The following is a 17,364-nucleotide window of genomic DNA, read 5'->3' as shown; positions in this document are numbered from 1 at the left end:
GGCAGCGGCGACCTGCGCGCCCTGGGCAGCGGCACCGAACGAACGGAAGAGACATTGCAGGGATTGTTCCCAAACGTCACCGTTCACCGTATTGACCGCGACAGTACGCGTAAAAAAGAGAGTTTTGAGCAGATACTCAAAGAGATCCAACGAGGCGAGCCATGCTTGCTCGTCGGCACCCAAATGCTGGCGAAAGGCCATCACCTGCCCCATGTCACGCTGGTCGTCGTCGTTAATGCCGACGGTGGACTTTACGCTGCTGATTTTCGCGCGCTGGAACACAGCGCGCAGTTGCTGGAGCAGGTCGCCGGTCGCGCTGGGCGTGCCGCTCATCCAGGGCGAGTACTGGTACAAACGCTGCACCCAGATGACCCGCACTTGGGCCAACTTGCGGAGCACGGTTATGGCGCACTCGCCCGCAGCCTTTTGGAAGAGCGCCGCCTCGCTATGCTGCCGCCTTTTTGCTTTATGGCATTGCTACGCATTGAAAGCCCCCATGAAGAAGCTGCCACCGCTTTGGGCCAGCAGGCTGCTCAAGCGCTCCGCCAATGGTTAACAATTGTAAAATTGCCGGTGCGCTGTTTGGGCCCCGTTCCAGCTCCCATGGAGCGCCGACAAAACCGTTATCATGTGCATATCATGCTGGCAGCAGACAAACGTAGCCAGCGCCATACCGCCGCTAACTGGCTGGTACAGTGGTTAGAGGCCAATCGTGAGGCGCGCAAAGTCCGTTGGTCAATCGACATTGACCCGCAAACGCTCGCGTAGAGACAGGGATATCACGGGCCATTGGCTCGCCCTGTAATGTAATACGGCTTTGAAACTGCGCGCCAATTGCCGATAATGGCCGCTTTGCCGCTGCCTAACATGAGCGCATGCACACGCCGCCACTGACGACATTCGGATATTTAAATGAAAGACACAATTGTTACTTTGCTAGAAGGCGCGATTGACGCGCTTAAGCACCAAGGCGTGCTGCCCGACGATCTACAGCCGACGATTAAAGTTGACCCCACTAAAGATAAAGCACACGGCGACTACGCCACCAACCTAGCCCTTATGCTGGCGAAGCCCGCAGCAAAGAAGCCGCGCGAGCTAGCCGACCTACTGGTCGCCGCCCTCCCTGCGAGCGATGCCATTCAAAAAACCGAGATTGCTGGCCCCGGCTTTATTAATTTTTTTGCTGCCACAGATGCGGCCGCTCAAATTGTTGCTCAGGTGCTCGATAGCGGCGATGCCTTTGGCCGCAGCCTGATTGGCAAGGGCGAGAAAGTCCAAGTGGAGTTTGTTTCTGCCAACCCGACAGGACCTCTTCATGTTGGCCATGGCCGTGGCGCAGCAATAGGCGACTGTATTTGCCGCCTGTTAGAAGCCACCGGCTACGATGTGACGCGCGAATTTTATTACAACGATGCCGGCGCCCAGATCAAAAATCTGGCGCTTTCTGTTCAAGCTCGCGCCAAGGGCCTTGGGCCAGATGACCCCAGCTGGCCAGAAGACGGCTACCGCGGCGAGTACATCGTTGATGTGGCCAATGACTACATGGCAGGCAAAACGGTGGCAGCCGATGACCGTGAAGTCACCGCTAAAGCAGATGCTAATGACCTAGATGCCATTCAGGCTTTCGCTGTCGCTTGGCTACGCCGAGAACAGGATTTAGACCTGAAAGCGTTTGGCGTTGAGTTTGACGTCTACTTCCTTGAGTCATCGCTTTATCAAGACGGCAAAGTAGACGCGGCCGTTGAGAAGCTCGTTGCGAATGGCCATACGTACGAAGAAGACGGTGCCATGTGGCTGCGCACCACTGACTTTGGCGATGACAAAGACCGCGTGATGCGCAAACGCGAAGGTGGCTACACCTACTTCTTACCGGATGTGGCCTACCACCTGAATAAGTGGCAACGCGGCTTTAAAACCGTGATTAATGAGCAAGGCGCTGACCACCACTCCACGGTTACCCGTGTTCGTGCTGGCTTGCAGGCACTGGAGGTCGGCATCCCCAAAGGCTGGCCCGACTACGTTCTGCATCAAATGGTAATGGTGACCCGCTCAGGCGTAGAGGTAAAACTGTCCAAACGTGCTGGCAGCTATGTCACCGTGCGCGACCTGATTGATGAAGTTGGCCGTGATGCTACCCGCTTCTTCCTGGCCGCACGCCGGGCGGACTCGCAGCTTACTTTTGACATCGACTTGGCACGCTCGCAGTCGAACGATAACCCGGTGTATTACATTCAATACGCTCATGCGCGGGTATCCAGCATGCTGCGCAAAGCCGAAGATGCAGACCAGCCATTCAACCACAGCGTCGCTCTAGCTAACCTCGCACTGCTCGATAGCGACCAGGAAAAGGCCGTGCTTAATCGCTTGGCACGCTACCCAGAAGTGGTTGAAAACGCCGCTAAAAATCGCGAGCCTCAGCAGGTTGCTCAGTATCTATTGGATCTTTCAGGTGATTTCCACACCTGCTACAACGCCGTTAAAGTCATGGTCGAAGACGATACCCTGCGCAACACACGCTTAGCTCTTGGACTAGCAACCAAGCAGGTGCTTCGCAACGGCCTTGATCTTATGGGGGTTAGCGCCCCAGAGGAGATGTAAGCGATGGCCAGCCCAAAAGAGAAGCCCGCCCGCCGAGGCGCAACCTCTCAGCGCAAAGCCAGCAAAAGCTCAGGTGGCGGATTCAAAATCCCTGGCTGGCTTTGGGGGATAGCAGGTTTAGCGGCAGGCTTCTTCCTAGCGCAGCATCAACATGGCACAGCTCCTTGGCAAGAGCAGGAAGACACGCCCCAAGCGACTGTCTTGCCTAAGCCTGCTGACAGCGATGAGCGCAGCGCTGCGCGTCAAACAGAAACCGTCGCCGAGCCATCAATGCCAACGTTTGAGTTCTACACGCTGCTGCCAGACACAGAAGTCATTGCTCCAGGCGTGTCACTGCCATCAACCGTGAACCGCCCTGAAGCAGCACAGCAGGAACAAACGACGGCAAGTAACGAAACAACGACAAGCAACGCAAGTGCGCGTCAGAACGATGACCCTATTGCTCAGGTTATTGCAGCTAATATGCGCCCTGAAGAGCAAGTGGCCGCTGCCCAGCAAGCGCCTGCCAGCAACACGCCTAACCGCTACATGCTACAGGCCGCGTCGTTTCGGGAGCTAAGCGATGCCGAGCAGTTGCGTGGCCGTCTGCGCAACTTAAGCCTGCTGGCCCAAGTTAGCGAAGTAAAGGCTAATGGCGATACTTGGCACCGTGTTCAAGTAGGCCCTTACGAAGATACTCGTGAGCTTAACCGCGCCCAAGACTTAATGGCCACACAAGGCATTGAGCCACTGCTGATCCAACTGCAGAACTAGTCTAACCACAGACTATTTTAACCCAAGGGCTAGACAGGCTTTCATCGTCATAAGCCCCGTTAAAAAAACAGTTTATCTAACAGCTTTATTTAGCGGGCGGTTGATTTTTTATCAGCCGCCCGCATTTTGTTGTGAATCGCTTTTTATACGGTCTTTTAAAATGGCCGATCAGTCATCGGGAGCATGTGTCTCCCCCAAGGAGTTATCTCCATGACCACTATTGTATCCGTACGCCGCGGTAATCAGGTTGCCCTTGCAGGCGACGGCCAAGTATCACTGGGCAACACCGTAATGAAAGGCAACGCGAGTAAAGTACGCCGCCTGTATCGTGGCAAAGTACTCGCTGGTTTTGCTGGCGGCACCGCCGATGCCTTCACCCTGTTTGAGCGTTTTGAAGCGCAGTTAGAAAAACACCAAGGACACCTCACCAAAGCAGCGGTTGAGTTGGCCAAAGATTGGCGCACCGATCGAGCGCTGCGCCGCCTGGAAGCGCTACTGGCCGTGGCGGACCACAGTGCCTCGCTGATTATTACCGGTAACGGTGATGTGGTTGAGCCTGAACGCGGCATTATTGCTATTGGCTCTGGCGGCAACTTTGCCCAAGCAAGTGCCCGCGCACTATTGGAAAACACCGAGCTTTCTGCTCGTGAAATCACTGAAAAGTCTCTCGAAATCGCCGGCGACATCTGCGTATTTACCAATCACCACGTGACGCTCGAAGAGCTGAACATCAACGACCGTTGAGGCCCTTTTTATGACTCAGATGACACCCCGCGAAATCGTCCACGCCCTGGATCAATACATCATTGGTCAACAAGATGCCAAGCGCGCCGTGGCCATTGCCCTGCGTAACCGCTGGCGTCGCATGCAACTAGACGATGAGTTGCGCCCGGAAGTGACTCCAAAGAATATTCTGATGATTGGCCCTACCGGCGTGGGTAAAACTGAAATTGCTCGCCGCCTCGCCAAGCTAGCCAGAGCGCCCTTCATCAAGGTCGAGGCGACTAAATTTACCGAAGTGGGCTATGTAGGCCGAGACGTTGAGTCGATTATTCGCGACTTGATGGAAGCCGCCATCAAAATGGTGCGTGAATACGCGAAGGAAGAAGTCGGCCATCGCGCTGAAGATGCCGCTGAAGATCGCGTTCTAGATGCACTGCTACCACCGCCCCGCGGTCAGGAAGATAAGCCTCGGGAAGATAGTGGTACGCGTCAAACCTTCCGCAAAAAGCTTCGGGAAGGCCAACTGGATGATAAAGAGATCGATATCGAAGTTTCCTCCCACGGGCAAGGCATCGACATAATGACGCCGCCAGGCATGGAGGAGATGACCAACCAGCTACAGAGCCTGTTCTCCAACATGGGCCAGCAAAAGCGCGAACAGCGCCGTGTAACGGTCAAAGAAGCACTGGTTCTGCTGCGCGATGAAGAAGCGGGCAAGCTGGTCAATGAAGAAGAGATCAAAGCTCGCGCTGTCGAAGCCGTCGAGCAGCATGGGATTGTCTTCTTGGATGAAATCGACAAAGTTGCCAAGGGTAGCGGCCAGTCTAGCGGTGGCGAAGTCTCCCGCGAAGGCGTTCAGCGTGATCTGCTGCCGTTAATCGAAGGCTCTACCGTGTCAACCAAATACGGCATGGTCAAAACCGATCATATCCTGTTTATTGCCTCGGGTGCCTTCCACCTATCGCGTCCCTCGGACCTTATTCCAGAGCTACAAGGACGCTTGCCGATCCGTGTTGAGCTGGATGCGCTGACCCCCGGCGATTTCCAGCGGATTCTCACCGAGCCCTCCGCCTCGCTCACTAAGCAGTATCAAGCACTGCTGGCTACCGAAGGGTTGGATATCGAGTTCACTCCAGACGGTATCGAGCGTATTGCCGAAATTTCCTGGCAAGTAAACGAAGGCACCGAGAATATTGGTGCTCGCCGTTTACATACAGTGCTGGAACGACTGCTTGAAGAAGCCTCCTTCAAAGGCGGCGACATGGATAGCCCGCTGGTCATCGATGCCGATTACGTCAATGCCCAACTGGGTGAGCTAGCAGTAGACGAAGACCTATCGCGCTATATTTTGTAAACGCGCTTATATCGGTATAGCCCGCAGCAGCTTGCCCGCTTTTTACGCTCGCAAATGCTGCTGTTCAGGCTGCGCTGCGTCTAACGTTACGCACGCGAACAACATCCCTGTTGCCCGTGCTCGATCGACGCCCTGTCGATCAAACGTTAGCCGTGGCGCTTGCCTTCACGCATTTGCTAAAGCGCAAATAGTCGGTCAATCCGCTTTAGCTCAGTATCGTTAAAGGTGACGTCATCCATGAATGCCCCTACTTCTACGAATGCCCCCACCCCAACGCGGGTTCACTACCATAAACAGGCTCGCGAACTAGAACTTGGCTACGCCACGGGTGAAAACTTTCGGCTGCCTGTCGAATTTTTACGGGTCTACTCACCTTCAGCCGAAGTGCGTGGCCACGGCGGCGATACTGCCGTACTGCAAGTGGGTAAAAAAGATGTCGGCCTGCAAAACATTACCCAAGCAGGTAATTACGCTCTGAAATTGCACTTTGACGACGGCCACGACAGCGGCCTTTACAGCTGGAACTATCTTTACGACTTAGCTCAGCATCAAACAGAGTATTGGCAAAACTACCTACAACGCCTAGAAGAGGCTGGCGCCTCCCGCGAACCAACTGGTATCCAATTCAAACAGCTGTGACGCTTGACCTCAGTTGAAGCGCAGACAAGCTGGGGGTGAGAAGGCTACAATGTCGCTAACCATTTATTGCGACGACCTTTTGGTCGATTATTACCGCCTCGAACTCGGGAGCTAGAGCCCCATGAGCCCCTCTGAAAAACGCACCACCCATTTTGGTTACCAGGAAGTCGCGGTTGACGAGAAAGCGTCTCGTGTTGCCGATGTCTTTCACTCGGTAGCCGCGCGCTATGACATCATGAATGACTTGATGTCTATGGGCATCCACCGCATCTGGAAGCGCCTTGCTATTGAGCGCGCAGGTGTTCGTCCTGGGCACCACGTGCTGGATATTGCTGGCGGCACTGGCGATTTAACGCTCAAGTTCTCTCGCTTGGTTGGCCCGCGTGGCAAAGTGGTATTGGCCGACATTAACGCCTCTATGCTCAACGTTGGCCGCGACAAACTGATGGATAATGGCGTCGGAGGTAACGTTGAGTTTGTACAAGCCAACGCCGAGTGCCTGCCATTTCCGGACAACAGTTTTGACTGCATTACGATTGCCTTCGGACTGCGTAACGTCACCGACAAAGACGCTGCACTGCGCTCTATGACACGCGTGCTAAAGCCCGGCGGACGGTTGCTAGTGCTGGAGTTTTCAAAGCCAAATAGTGCGCTGCTGTCGAAAGCCTACGATGAGTACTCCTTCCGCCTGCTGCCTAAAATGGGCGAACTAGTAGCCGGGGACGGTGAGAGTTATCGCTACCTCGCCGAATCTATTCGCATGCATCCCGACCAGGAAACCCTGAAAGGCATGATGGAAACGGCAGGGCTTGATCGGGTTGAATATACCAACCTGACCGGCGGCATCGTTGCCCTTCACCGCGGCATTAAATTATGAACTCACCGACAATGAGGTCAGCATGCTAGTCACCCCGACCCTGTTGCTGGCCGGATGTGAACGCACGTTGAACGCCTTGCTTGCCCGTGATCCGGCTGCGCCTGCGCGTTTGTCCGCGTTAGCAGGAAGTCGGCTACTGGTAAGGCTTGAAAAGCCTCACCTTCAGCTGGTGCTGCACTACCACCATGCAGGTATTGATCTGCTGCGTGGCGATGATTTAGACGAAACTGACGTCGATGCCATCGTCGAACTCACTCCTGAAACACTCTCTGAGTGGTTAAGTGGCTCCTCCATTGAGCGGTTGATGTTTGATGGCAAGCTTTCTGTGCGTGGCCGCATCCACCTTCTGGAAGCCACCCGAGACCTACTCTTTGATCTGGATATCGACTGGGAAGGCGAGCTAGCTCGCTGGCTGGGAGATATGCCCGCTCATTCACTGGCCGAAGGTGTCCGACGCGCCGCGCGCTGGGGGCTAAGAGCGAAAGATGAGCTGCTGCAAGACGTTTCTGAATACGTATTTGAAGAAGCCCGCATACTCCCCGGCCGCCAACAGCGCGATGTGCTCCGCGATCATTTGACCGAACTAGAGATCTCCACCGACCGCCTGGAAGCCAAGCTCAATCGCCTGCATAAGCGTTTGACACAGTTGACGGCCAGCCAGTCGCCAAACAAGCAGCCACACCTCGAGGAGCCGCACTGATGAGCCTGCGGTTATTGAAGATCTCTTGGATAGTGGCTCGCCATCGCTTGGATACGTTGATACCCGTTGAGCGGCTACCGTTCTGGCTACGTGCCTTAATGACGCTTTCGCCTCTAAAACTGTTTCCTGTCGGGCAGCGCAGTCGCGGCGAGCGACTGCGCCTGGCCTTGGAAGCGCTGGGGCCGATTTTTATTAAATTTGGCCAAATGCTCTCGACCCGTCGAGACCTATTGCCCGAAGACATCGCCGATGAATTAAAACGGCTGCAAGACCAAGTGCCGCCCTTCCCCGGCGAACTAGCCGCTGCACGGGTCGAAAAAGAGCTTGAAATGTCGCTTGTAGAGGCATTTGCCGCCTTTGACCGAGTGCCTTTAGCGTCAGCATCGATTGCCCAGGTGCATGCGGCAACGCTGCATAGCGGTGAAGATGTCGTCGTCAAAATTATTCGCCCCGGCATCGAGCGCATTATGCGCCAAGATATGGCGCTGATGTATCAAATCGCTAAGTTGCTGGGTAAAGTGCCTGACGCGAAACGCTTACGCCCCGTAGAAGTGATTCGTGATTACGAAGCCACCTTATTTGACGAACTTGATCTCTACAAAGAAGCGGCAAACACATCGCAACTTAAACGTAACTTCAAAGACTCACCGCTGCTGTTTGTACCGACAATCTATTGGTCATACACCCGCCGCCATGTCATGGTTCAGGAGCGCATTCGCGGCGTGCCTGTGGCTGATTTAGACACCCTCAAGGCGCGTGGAACCAACCTTAAGAAGCTGGCTGAACGCGGCGTAGAAATCTTCTTCACCCAGGTCTTCCGAGATAACTTCTTCCATGCCGATATGCACCCCGGCAATATCTTTGTTAACTGCGATGATCCTGAAGATCCACAGTATATCGCCATCGACTGCGGCATCGTGGGGAGCCTTACCCGAGAAGATCAAGACTACCTAGCGCGCAACCTGCTGGCCTTTTTCCATCAAGATTATTACGAAGTAGCGGCGTTACATATTGAGTCCGGCTGGGTGGGCGAAAACACGCGCGCTAACGAGTTTGCAGCCGCTATTCGTACCGTATGCGAGCCCATTCTTGAAAAGCCGCTAAAAGATATTTCGTTTGGGCAGGTGCTGTTAGGACTGTTTCAAACAGCACGACGCTTTAATATGGAAGTACAGCCACAGTTAGTATTGTTGCAAAAAACGCTGCTTAACATCGAAGGACTGGGTCGTCAGCTTTACCCTGAACTGGATCTGTGGAGCACTGCGAAACCATATCTAGAAAAGTGGATGAAACAGCGCGCTGGTATCGGCGGCCTTTGGGAATCGCTCAAACGCCAAGCGCCGGAGCTTTCTCATCAGTTGCCTGAGCTACCCGTGCTAGCGCATCAAGCGCTGAGTCGAATGGAGCATGAACACCGCCAGCGTCATCAGCAAGTGGCCTCAATTAGTGACGTTCAGCAGCAACTGACGCGCCAGCATAAGCGTCATTACCGACTGCGTATCGGCCTTATCTTGCTTGCTATTGCCCTGGCTTGGCAGCCGCTGAGCAGCTGGGCATCGGCTCAAGAGTGGCCTGTCTTAGTAGCTGCGGGAGTAGGTTTGTTGCTGCTGCTATGGCAATGAAACATTCTGGCAGTAAGATAAAGCGTCTCAGTGTCGCCCTTGGCGAAAGCACTGATCTTTGGCGAAAGCGCTGTGATGATTGATAAAAGGATGCCTATGACTGATTCTACCCAGACGACGCAGGTGCTAGATGCACTCGCGGAGGTCTTAAAGCAGCGTCGACATGCTTGTGCAGAAGATTCTTATGTTGCCTCCTTGCATCATAAGGGTTTGAACAAGATACTCGAAAAAGTCGGCGAAGAGGCGACCGAAACAATTTTGGCTGCTAAAGATGCCGAGCACGGCGGCGAACAGGCGCATCAAGCTGTGATCGCTGAAACCGCTGACCTGTGGTTTCATAGTTTGGTGATGCTGTCGCACCTTGAACTGGATCATCAGCGCGTTTTAGATGAGCTAGCACGGCGGTTTGGTATTTCTGGTCATGACGAAAAAGCGTCCCGCACACAACGTTAACCTGCACTGATGAGGAAATGCATATGTTAGGTGGTATCAGTATTTGGCAGTTGCTGATTGTTCTGGGCATTATCATCCTAATTTTCGGCACTAAGAAACTGCGTAATGTGGGCACCGACTTAGGCGGTGCAGTCAAAGGCTTTAAGAAGGCCATTAACGAAGAAGAGAAAGACGGCGACAAAAAGGATGCTGACCAACCTCAGGCGAAGGTAAGCCACGAAGAGGCTGGTAACACCTATGATGTTCAAGCAGAAGAGAAGCGTGCCGCCGAAGAACGCCCCACAGAACGTAACGAAGAGCGCAAATAACCCATGCTGGATATCGGCTTTCTTGAACTGATGCTGATTGGTATCGTCGGGCTTCTGGTGCTTGGCCCAGAGCGCCTGCCTAGAGCCGCTCGCACTGCAGGCATGTGGATTGGCAAAATCAAGCGTACGGTATCCGGTATGCAGCGCGAAATCAGCGCTCAGTTGGAAGCAGAGGAGCTGCGTCAAAAGCTCAACGAGCAGCAGAAAAAGCTCGATGACAGTCTCAAAAAAGCCAAGCAGGATGTTGAGAGCATTGCCGACGCCCCCTCTTCTTCCAGCACTTCGGCACAAGCGACCCAAAACGAGACCGAGCAGCGGGTTGCCAACGCGAGTGCTCGGCTAGATGATGCCCTGCAAACAGTACGCGAAGACACGCCAGCAGCCTCTTCCTCAACGTCTCATCAACGTGCTACCGATGAACTGCGCGCGGTGAATCCTAGCGGCAAGAGTGAGCCTAGCAATAATGCTAAGCAAGCGGATGTGGAAAATGCCGATATTAAAAAAGCGGATCTTACAAAGGCGGATCTTACAAAGGCAGATCTTACAAAGGATAGTAATCACCAATGAGCATGTCTGGCGATTCCCAGGAGCCACGTAAAGACCAAGGCCAAGCGCCTCTTATTGAGCACCTGATCGAACTACGCTCGCGGCTTATGAAAGCGGTCGTGGTTGTATTAGTCATATTTCTTGGCCTTTATGCCTTTGCTAATGACATCTACAGCTTTGTGGCTGAGCCATTAATGGCACTGTTGCCAGAAGGCTCACAGATGATCGCCACCGAGGTAGCCTCGCCCTTCTTGGCGCCCTTCAAACTAACCCTGGTAGTCGCCGTCTTTATCGCTATCCCCTTCGTACTGCACCAAGCATGGGCGTTTGTAGCACCTGGGCTTTACGATAACGAAAAAGCGCTGGCGATACCCATTCTGGTCTCCAGCATAGCGCTATTTTACGCTGGGGCGGCCTTCGCTTATTACGTGGTTTTTCCGCTGCTCTTTGAGTTTTTCACCCAGACCGGGCCGGAAAACGTGGCGGTAATGACCGATATTAATCAGTATCTGAACTTTGTACTGAAGCTGTTTTTCGCCTTTGGTGTTGCGTTTGAAATCCCCATCGCAACATTTCTGTTGATCCTGTCTGGTGCGACCACGGTCGAAAGCCTTTCTAAAAAGCGCCCCTACATTATTTTAGGCTGCTTTGTGGTGGGCATGCTGCTTACCCCTCCCGACATTATTTCTCAAAGCCTGTTAGCGATACCGATGTATCTACTTTATGAGGTGGGCCTACTGTTTGGCCGGTTGGTACGCCGTAAGGCAAAGGCGGATGACGCTGAGGAACAAGAGACCTAAAAGCACTATTAAAGGCGATACACCGCTCAAAAAAAGCCTCTGCCATGGGAGCATGACAGAGGCTTTTTACTCTTCATACGAGAGGCTTTTTGCCCCTCATACGCATAGCCGATTACCTAGAAAATATTAGCCCATCATTTCATCAATGCGGTCTACCAACTTAAAGATACCTGTTGCGGCCTCACTGATACGGGTCGCCAGCATATAAGCAGGCGTCGTTACCACCCGGTGCTCATGATCCACCACAATGTCTTCTACGCCACAGCTGCGGTGCAGGCCACCCATCGCACTAATGGCGCCAGAAACACTCGGATCATGACCAATGGTCACGGCCACCCCTTCGCCAAGTAGGCGCGGGACCAAAACAGGAGAAATACACATCAGGCCAATGGGTTTTGCCTCTTCCTTAAAGCCTACCAGCGCCTCTTTTACGCTCTCAAGTACCTGCATACTGTCGCCCTTGTCGGCAAAATCAGACAGGTTTTTAGCGACACCAAAGCCACCAGGAACAATGACCGCATCAAAGTCGTCAGCATCTAGCTCAGTAATCGGGCTAATATCACCCCGGGCAAGGCGCGCAGACTCCTGCAACACATTGCGCTGCTCACCCTCAACAGGCTCTTGGGTTAAGTGGTTAATCACATGATGCTGAGCGACATCTGGCGCAAAGCAGCGATAGCCAATCCCCAACTGATCAAGGCGCAGCAGCGTTAGCGTTGTTTCATAGATTTCAGAACCATCAAAAACGCCGCAGCCTGCTAATACGATTGCTACCTGTTTGGTCATGCTTATCTCCTTATCGTAGCGCTTATTATCGCTGTTAAATCGTCGCCACTTAGCGTCGCTGAGTGGCTCACTTTAGTCAGTCTATAAAGCCACTACAAGCCAGCTACCACAAGCCTGCTTTCGCTGCAGTGCAGGACTGATATACTCACGTTAGGCCTTTTAAGGCACCTACTATTCGATTGACTATGCGATTGTTTGGAGAAAGCCGTTGAACACCTCTGCTCCCCGTCACTTCCCTGCTACCCGACTTCGCCGTATGCGTCGCGACGATTTCTCCCGTCGCTTAATGCAGGAGTCGACGCTAACACCCAGTGATTTGATTTTGCCGGTTTTTGTACTGGAAGGCGAAAATCAACGCGAAGCAATTGCCTCAATGCCCGGTGTTGAGCGTCTTTCCATCGACCTGCTGATAGAGCAGGCACGTGAGGCCTACGCGCTGGGTATTCCTGCCTTAGCTCTCTTCCCCGTTGTCGGCGCTGAGCAAAAAAGCGAGTTAGCAGAAGAGGCTTACAACTCGAATGGTCTTGTCCAGCGTAGTGTGCGGGCGCTAAAAGAAGCACTACCAGAGCTTGGCATTATTACCGATGTCGCCCTTGACCCCTATACTAGCCACGGGCAGGACGGCATTCTTGATGAGCACGGCTATGTGCAAAATGACCGCACAGTGGATACGCTGCTCAAACAAGCGCTCTCTCACGCCGAAGCAGGCGCCGATGTCGTAGCCCCCTCCGATATGATGGATGGCCGCATCGGCGCCATCCGCCAAGTGTTAGAGCAAGAACACCTGCATAATGTGCGTATTATGGCGTATAGCGCTAAGTATGCCTCTAAGTATTACGGCCCCTTCCGTGATGCAGTCGGGTCTGCCACTAACCTTGGCAAAGCAGATAAACGCACCTATCAGATGGATCCTGCCAATAGCGATGAAGCGCTGCATGAAGTGGCTATGGATATCGCCGAAGGCGCCGATATGGTGATGGTGAAACCCGGTATGCCTTACTTGGATATCGTACGCCGTGTAAAAAGCGAACTCCAAGTACCGACATTTGCCTACCAAGTCAGCGGTGAATACGCCATGCATCGCGCTGCTTTCGATAACGGCTGGCTTGAGGCCGAACCGGTGATTCTTGAGTCACTGATGTGCTTCAAGCGCGCAGGAGCTGATGGAATTTTAACCTATTTTGCGTTAGAAGCAGCACGCTTATTGCAGCGTTAGTTTAGTAGATCAGTCCGTAAAGATGACAAACCAGTGACACTAGTTTGTCATCTTTTCCCGGCATACTCCTATCAACAGCAATTATCACGCTATGATGAGTATGAACCACCACCGGGGGGGCAACCATGGACGATCAATCAGCAGATTCCACGCCAGTATTTTCTAGCGAGTCAACGAACGCTGCAAACGAGACAGTAAGTGGCGAGGGAGAAGCTTTGCCATTGCGCATCAATCGTACCCCCACCGGAGTTCACGCGAAAGAGTCTCATTTGGAGGCGGATCTTGACGATCCGCAGCTCTACTTCAATCGCGAGCTTTCTCATCTGCAATTCAATATCCGGGTGCTTGAACAAGCCCTGGACGATGCGCATCCGCTACTTAACCGGCTGATGTTTCTGCTGATCTTTTCATCCAACATGGATGAGTTTTTTGAGATAAGAGTCGCCGGGCTTAAACACCAAATGGCACTAGGCGACGATACCACCGCCGCTGATGGCCGCTTACCCAAGGCTGTGTTGGCAGAAATTTCGGATATCGCGCATCAGCAAATTGCCCGCCAATATCAAATATTGAACGAAACACTGCTGCCCGCGCTGGAAGCTCAGGGATTACGCTTTCGTCGTCGCGATCAGTGGACCGACGAGCAAAAAGCCTGGGTGAAAGATTTTTTTGATAACGAGATCATGCCGGTCATCAGCCCCATTGGCTTAGATCCTTCCCACCCGTTCCCGCGTTTGGTTAATAAAAGCCTCAACTTCATTGTTGAGCTAGAGGGAAAGGACGCCTTTGGCCGGGCTGGCGGTATGGCAATACTGCCAGCACCCCGCTCACTGCCTCGTTTGATGGCGCTGCCTAAAGCGCTATGTGCAGAAGGCTTCTCCGAGTATATTTTCTTATCGTCGATGATTCACGCACATGCAGAGGAACTCTTCCCCGGCATGCGTGTGCGCGGTTGTTATCAGTTCCGGCTGACCCGCAATGCCGATATGACCGTCGACCCAGAAGAGGTCTCAGACTTGGCCTCAGCGCTACGTGGCGAGCTATTAGCCCGTCGCTATGGCAGCGGTGTTCGCCTTGAAGTCGCTGATAATTGTCCAGATGACTTGATCAGTTTCTTGCTGCGCCAGTTTGAGCTAGAAAGCAGCGATTTATACCGTGTTCAAGGGCCGGTAAATTTGACCCGCATGATGGCGGTTCTCGGCGATGTCGACCGACCAGAGCTACTCTACCGCCCTTACTCACCTAGCGTGCCAAAAGCATTAAAAGGTGGCAGCCTGTTTAGCGCTATTGCCAAAAGCGATATTCTGCTTCACCACCCGTTCCAGTCCTTTTCACCTATCGAAGATTTACTGCGCGAGGCTGCACGTGATCCGGACGTACTGGCAATCAAGCAGACGCTGTACCGTACAGGCGCAGACTCAACGATAGTGAGTGCTCTGGTCGATGCCGCTAGCCAAGGCAAAGAAGTTACCGTTGTTATCGAGCTGCGGGCGCGTTTCGATGAGGCCGACAATCTTCAGTTAGCATCACGCCTGCAAGAAGCCGGTGCCATCGTGATTTACGGCATCATGGCCTATAAAACCCACGCCAAAATGCTGCATATCGTGCGACGTGAGAAGGGCGAGCTGCGCCACTACGCACATTTAGGTACCGGCAACTACCACTCTAAAACCGCCAAACTATATACCGATTACAGCTTGCTGACTGCCAATACAGCGCTATGCGCGGACGTGCATAAAGTGTTCCAGCAGCTTTCTGGCATGGGCCGCGCGCGCAAGATCGATACCCTGCTCCACGCCCCCTTTACGCTTCACGAGCGCTTAGTCGAAATGATTGACCGTGAAGCTCAGGTGGCGCTTAAAGGTAAGCGTGGGCATATCATTATTAAGTGTAATTCGTTAACAGAGCCCAAGCTTATCAAAGCGCTTTATCGCGCCTCGCAAGCAGGCGTAGAGTGCGACCTAATCATTCGCGGCATGTGCTGTTTGAAACCCGGTATCGAGGGTGTTTCAGAGAATATCCGCGTGCGGTCGATTATTGGGCGCTTTTTAGAACATACCCGTGTTTTCCACTTCCACAATGACGGCAAGCCAGAAACGTGGTGTTCAAGCGCTGATTTTATGTCACGCAATATGTTCCATCGCGTAGAAACCTGTTTCCCGCTATTGGATAAAAAGCTGGCCACCCGAGTACGTAAAGATTTGGAAACCTATCTGGTCGATAACTGCCAAAGCTGGCTACTACAAAGCGACGGCAGCTATCAACTGCAGAGCCCTGGCAATGGCGACCCGATCAGCGCCCAGGAAACACTGCTCTATGCCTACGCCTCTAAAAGCTAGCTATCACCGCTAGAGAAACAGTAAGCCCCGCTGCCTGTTGCAGCGGGGCTTAAATGACAAATAGCTGTGTTCAGAACTACCTATATTTAGAACTACCTATGCTCAGAATTAACTTTTATCACCCTTACTTACTTGTCTAGCGGGTGATCCGTTAATTACGCATAACGCTGACGTAGTTGATTGGCCGCTTCCACCATATTCGCCAATGCAGGCTCTACTTCTGCCCAACCACGGGTTTTTAGACCACAGTCTGGGTTCACCCACAGCCGCTCGGCAGGGATTTTCTCCAGCGCTTTTTCCATCAGCGCCACCATCCACGCAACATCCGGAATATTGGGCGTGTGGATATCATAAACCCCTGGCCCAATTTCGTTCGGGTATGCAAAATCCTGGAAAGCGTCCAGCAACTCCATATCGGAACGCGACGTTTCAATAGTAATCACATCCGCGTCTAGTGCAGCGATGGCACCAATGATGTCGTTGAACTCCGAATAGCACATATGGGTATGAATTTGGGTGCTATCCTTAACGCCAGCAGCGCTTAGCTGGAAGCTTTCTACCGCCCAATCTAAATAGGACTGCCACTCGTGCTGACGCAGCGGTAAGCCTTCACGTAGCGCGGGCTCATCAATTTGAATGATCCGAATACCGGCTTTTTCCAAATCTAATACTTCGTCACGCAGCGCCAGGGCGATCTGGCGGCAGGTGGTTGCGCGGGGTTGATCATCACGCACAAACGACCACTGCAAAATCGTCACAGGCCCTGTCAGCATGCCTTTCATGGGCTTATCCGTGAGCGATTGGGCATATTCGCTCCACTTCACTGTCATTGGCTCTGGGCGGGTGACATCACCAAAAATAATCGGCGGTTTCACACAACGAGAGCCATAACTTTGTACCCAGCCAAAGCGCGTAAAGGCAAAGCCTTCTAACTGCTCACCAAAGTACTCCACCATGTCATTACGTTCAGCCTCACCATGGACAGGCACATCAAGACCTAGTGCTTGCTGGCGCTCTACGACGAAGGCAATTTCTTCTCGCATGCGGGCTTCATAATCCGTTTGGCCCAGTTCACCGGCTTTAAATGCCCGACGAGCAGCGCGTATCTCACCTGTTTGCGGAAAAGAACCAATGGTGGTGGTGGGAAACAGCGGTAACGCAAGCGCTCTGCGCTGTGCTGCTGCGCGGGCAACATAAGGTGATTGGCGTTGGCTATCTTGAGCCGTTATTGCTGCTAGACGTGAGCTGACAGCAGGCTGATGAATTCGGGTTGATTCCCGACGCTTATCCAAAGCATACGTTGCTTCGCTCACCCGCTGTTCATCGACAGGCGTTGTGCGATTATCAATGAGCCGAGCGAGGGTCACCACCTCATCCAGTTTTTGCCGGGCAAATGCTAACCAGCCGACCAGCTCGCTCTCTAGCTCGGTTTCTTGGGATAAGTCTACCGGCACGTGCAGCAACGAGCAGCTGGGCGCCAGCCATAACCGCTGCCCTAAACGCACTTTTAAGGGCAGCAAACGCTCACGTAGGGCTGCCAAATCAGCACGCCAGATATTACGGCCATCGACTAAGCCAATTGAGAGCACTTGATGAGGGCTTAAACGATCAATCACGCTCTCTACCTGGCCCGGCGCACGCACAGCATCA

Annotated in this window: 17 protein-coding genes and 1 pseudogene; 16 read left to right on the top strand and 2 right to left on the bottom strand. The window is 53.2% G+C overall.

From position 1 onward, the window contains the following. The 14 genes and pseudogenes from INT22_RS20550 to tatC all read left to right on the top strand — a co-directional run. Positions 1-768: helicase-related protein (locus tag INT22_RS20550; protein ID WP_264298823.1), on the top strand; the 768-nt coding region annotated here is incomplete at its 5' end. Positions 769-912: 144 nt separating this feature from the next. Continuing rightward, positions 913-2,598, top strand: coding sequence for an arginine--tRNA ligase (gene argS / locus INT22_RS08625; RefSeq protein ID WP_193061905.1), 1,686 nt, complete (start codon positions 913-915; stop codon positions 2,596-2,598). A gap of 3 nt (positions 2,599-2,601) precedes the next feature. After that, the gene (locus INT22_RS08620; RefSeq protein ID WP_193061904.1) at positions 2,602-3,351 is read left to right on the top strand and encodes an SPOR domain-containing protein; all 750 of its coding nucleotides are present in this window, start codon (positions 2,602-2,604) and stop codon (positions 3,349-3,351) included. Positions 3,352-3,561: 210 nt separating this feature from the next. Continuing rightward, complete coding sequence (gene hslV / locus INT22_RS08615) at positions 3,562-4,095, top strand: ATP-dependent protease subunit HslV (RefSeq protein WP_193061903.1); 534 nt, start codon at positions 3,562-3,564, stop codon at positions 4,093-4,095. A 10-nt stretch (positions 4,096-4,105) separates the two neighbouring features. After that, positions 4,106-5,428 (top strand): ATP-dependent protease ATPase subunit HslU, encoded by a 1,323-nt coding sequence (gene hslU / locus INT22_RS08610; protein ID WP_172421953.1) that lies wholly within the window; start codon positions 4,106-4,108, stop codon positions 5,426-5,428. Between the two features lie 237 nt (positions 5,429-5,665). After that, positions 5,666-6,067 (top strand): gamma-butyrobetaine hydroxylase-like domain-containing protein, encoded by a 402-nt coding sequence (locus INT22_RS08605; protein WP_193061902.1) that lies wholly within the window; start codon positions 5,666-5,668, stop codon positions 6,065-6,067. 121 nt (positions 6,068-6,188) lie between these two features. Further along, positions 6,189-6,944, top strand: a complete 756-nt coding sequence (ubiE, locus tag INT22_RS08600; protein WP_193061901.1) for a bifunctional demethylmenaquinone methyltransferase/2-methoxy-6-polyprenyl-1,4-benzoquinol methylase UbiE — start codon at positions 6,189-6,191, stop codon at positions 6,942-6,944. A 22-nt stretch (positions 6,945-6,966) separates the two neighbouring features. Next, the gene (locus INT22_RS08595) at positions 6,967-7,644 is read left to right on the top strand and encodes a ubiquinone biosynthesis accessory factor UbiJ (protein WP_193061900.1); all 678 of its coding nucleotides are present in this window, start codon (positions 6,967-6,969) and stop codon (positions 7,642-7,644) included. Next, positions 7,644-9,266, top strand: coding sequence for a ubiquinone biosynthesis regulatory protein kinase UbiB (ubiB, locus tag INT22_RS08590; RefSeq protein WP_193061899.1), 1,623 nt, complete (start codon positions 7,644-7,646; stop codon positions 9,264-9,266). Before INT22_RS08595 ends, ubiB begins: the two co-directional genes overlap by 1 nt. A gap of 96 nt (positions 9,267-9,362) precedes the next feature. Continuing rightward, positions 9,363-9,719 (top strand): phosphoribosyl-ATP diphosphatase, encoded by a 357-nt coding sequence (locus INT22_RS08585; RefSeq protein WP_038486243.1) that lies wholly within the window; start codon positions 9,363-9,365, stop codon positions 9,717-9,719. Positions 9,720-9,742: 23 nt separating this feature from the next. Continuing rightward, positions 9,743-10,027, top strand: coding sequence for a Sec-independent protein translocase subunit TatA (gene tatA / locus INT22_RS08580; RefSeq protein ID WP_089039797.1), 285 nt, complete (start codon positions 9,743-9,745; stop codon positions 10,025-10,027). Between the two features lie 3 nt (positions 10,028-10,030). Then, positions 10,031-10,420 (top strand): annotated as a pseudogene (gene tatB, locus INT22_RS08575) (Sec-independent protein translocase protein TatB); the annotation flags it as partial. A gap of 36 nt (positions 10,421-10,456) precedes the next feature. Then, entirely contained in the window at positions 10,457-10,594 is a 138-nt protein-coding gene (locus INT22_RS22095; RefSeq protein ID WP_442311382.1) for a pentapeptide repeat-containing protein, read from the top strand. After that, on the top strand, positions 10,591-11,373 hold the full coding sequence (gene tatC, locus INT22_RS08570) for a twin-arginine translocase subunit TatC (protein ID WP_193061897.1): 783 nt from the start codon (positions 10,591-10,593) through the stop codon (positions 11,371-11,373). The genes INT22_RS22095 and tatC overlap by 4 nt, the downstream gene beginning before the upstream one ends. A gap of 126 nt (positions 11,374-11,499) precedes the next feature. Here the strand turns inward: tatC and elbB are convergent, their stop codons facing one another. Further along, a complete protein-coding gene (gene elbB, locus INT22_RS08565; protein WP_089039800.1) occupies positions 11,500-12,159 on the bottom strand; it encodes an isoprenoid biosynthesis glyoxalase ElbB in 660 nt (219 codons plus the stop codon). A 208-nt stretch (positions 12,160-12,367) separates the two neighbouring features. Between elbB and hemB the strand changes: the two genes are divergently transcribed. Both hemB and ppk1 read left to right on the top strand, forming a co-directional pair. Beyond that, the gene (gene hemB, locus INT22_RS08560; RefSeq protein ID WP_193061896.1) at positions 12,368-13,375 is read left to right on the top strand and encodes a porphobilinogen synthase; all 1,008 of its coding nucleotides are present in this window, start codon (positions 12,368-12,370) and stop codon (positions 13,373-13,375) included. A gap of 125 nt (positions 13,376-13,500) precedes the next feature. Continuing rightward, entirely contained in the window at positions 13,501-15,714 is a 2,214-nt protein-coding gene (gene ppk1 / locus INT22_RS08555) for a polyphosphate kinase 1 (protein WP_089039802.1), read from the top strand. 155 nt (positions 15,715-15,869) lie between these two features. On the opposite strand, the gene metE is transcribed toward ppk1, so the two are convergent. Continuing rightward, the coding region (gene metE, locus INT22_RS20545; protein WP_226912536.1) for a 5-methyltetrahydropteroyltriglutamate--homocysteine S-methyltransferase at positions 15,870-17,364 on the bottom strand (1,495 nt) is incomplete at its 5' end.

The sequence above is a fragment of the Halomonas sp. 3D7M genome, from assembly GCF_014897885.1.
Classification (GTDB): domain Bacteria; phylum Pseudomonadota; class Gammaproteobacteria; order Pseudomonadales; family Halomonadaceae; genus Vreelandella.
The sequence above is the reverse complement of the archived record's forward strand: the minus strand, read 5'-3'. Positions and strand labels throughout refer to the sequence as shown.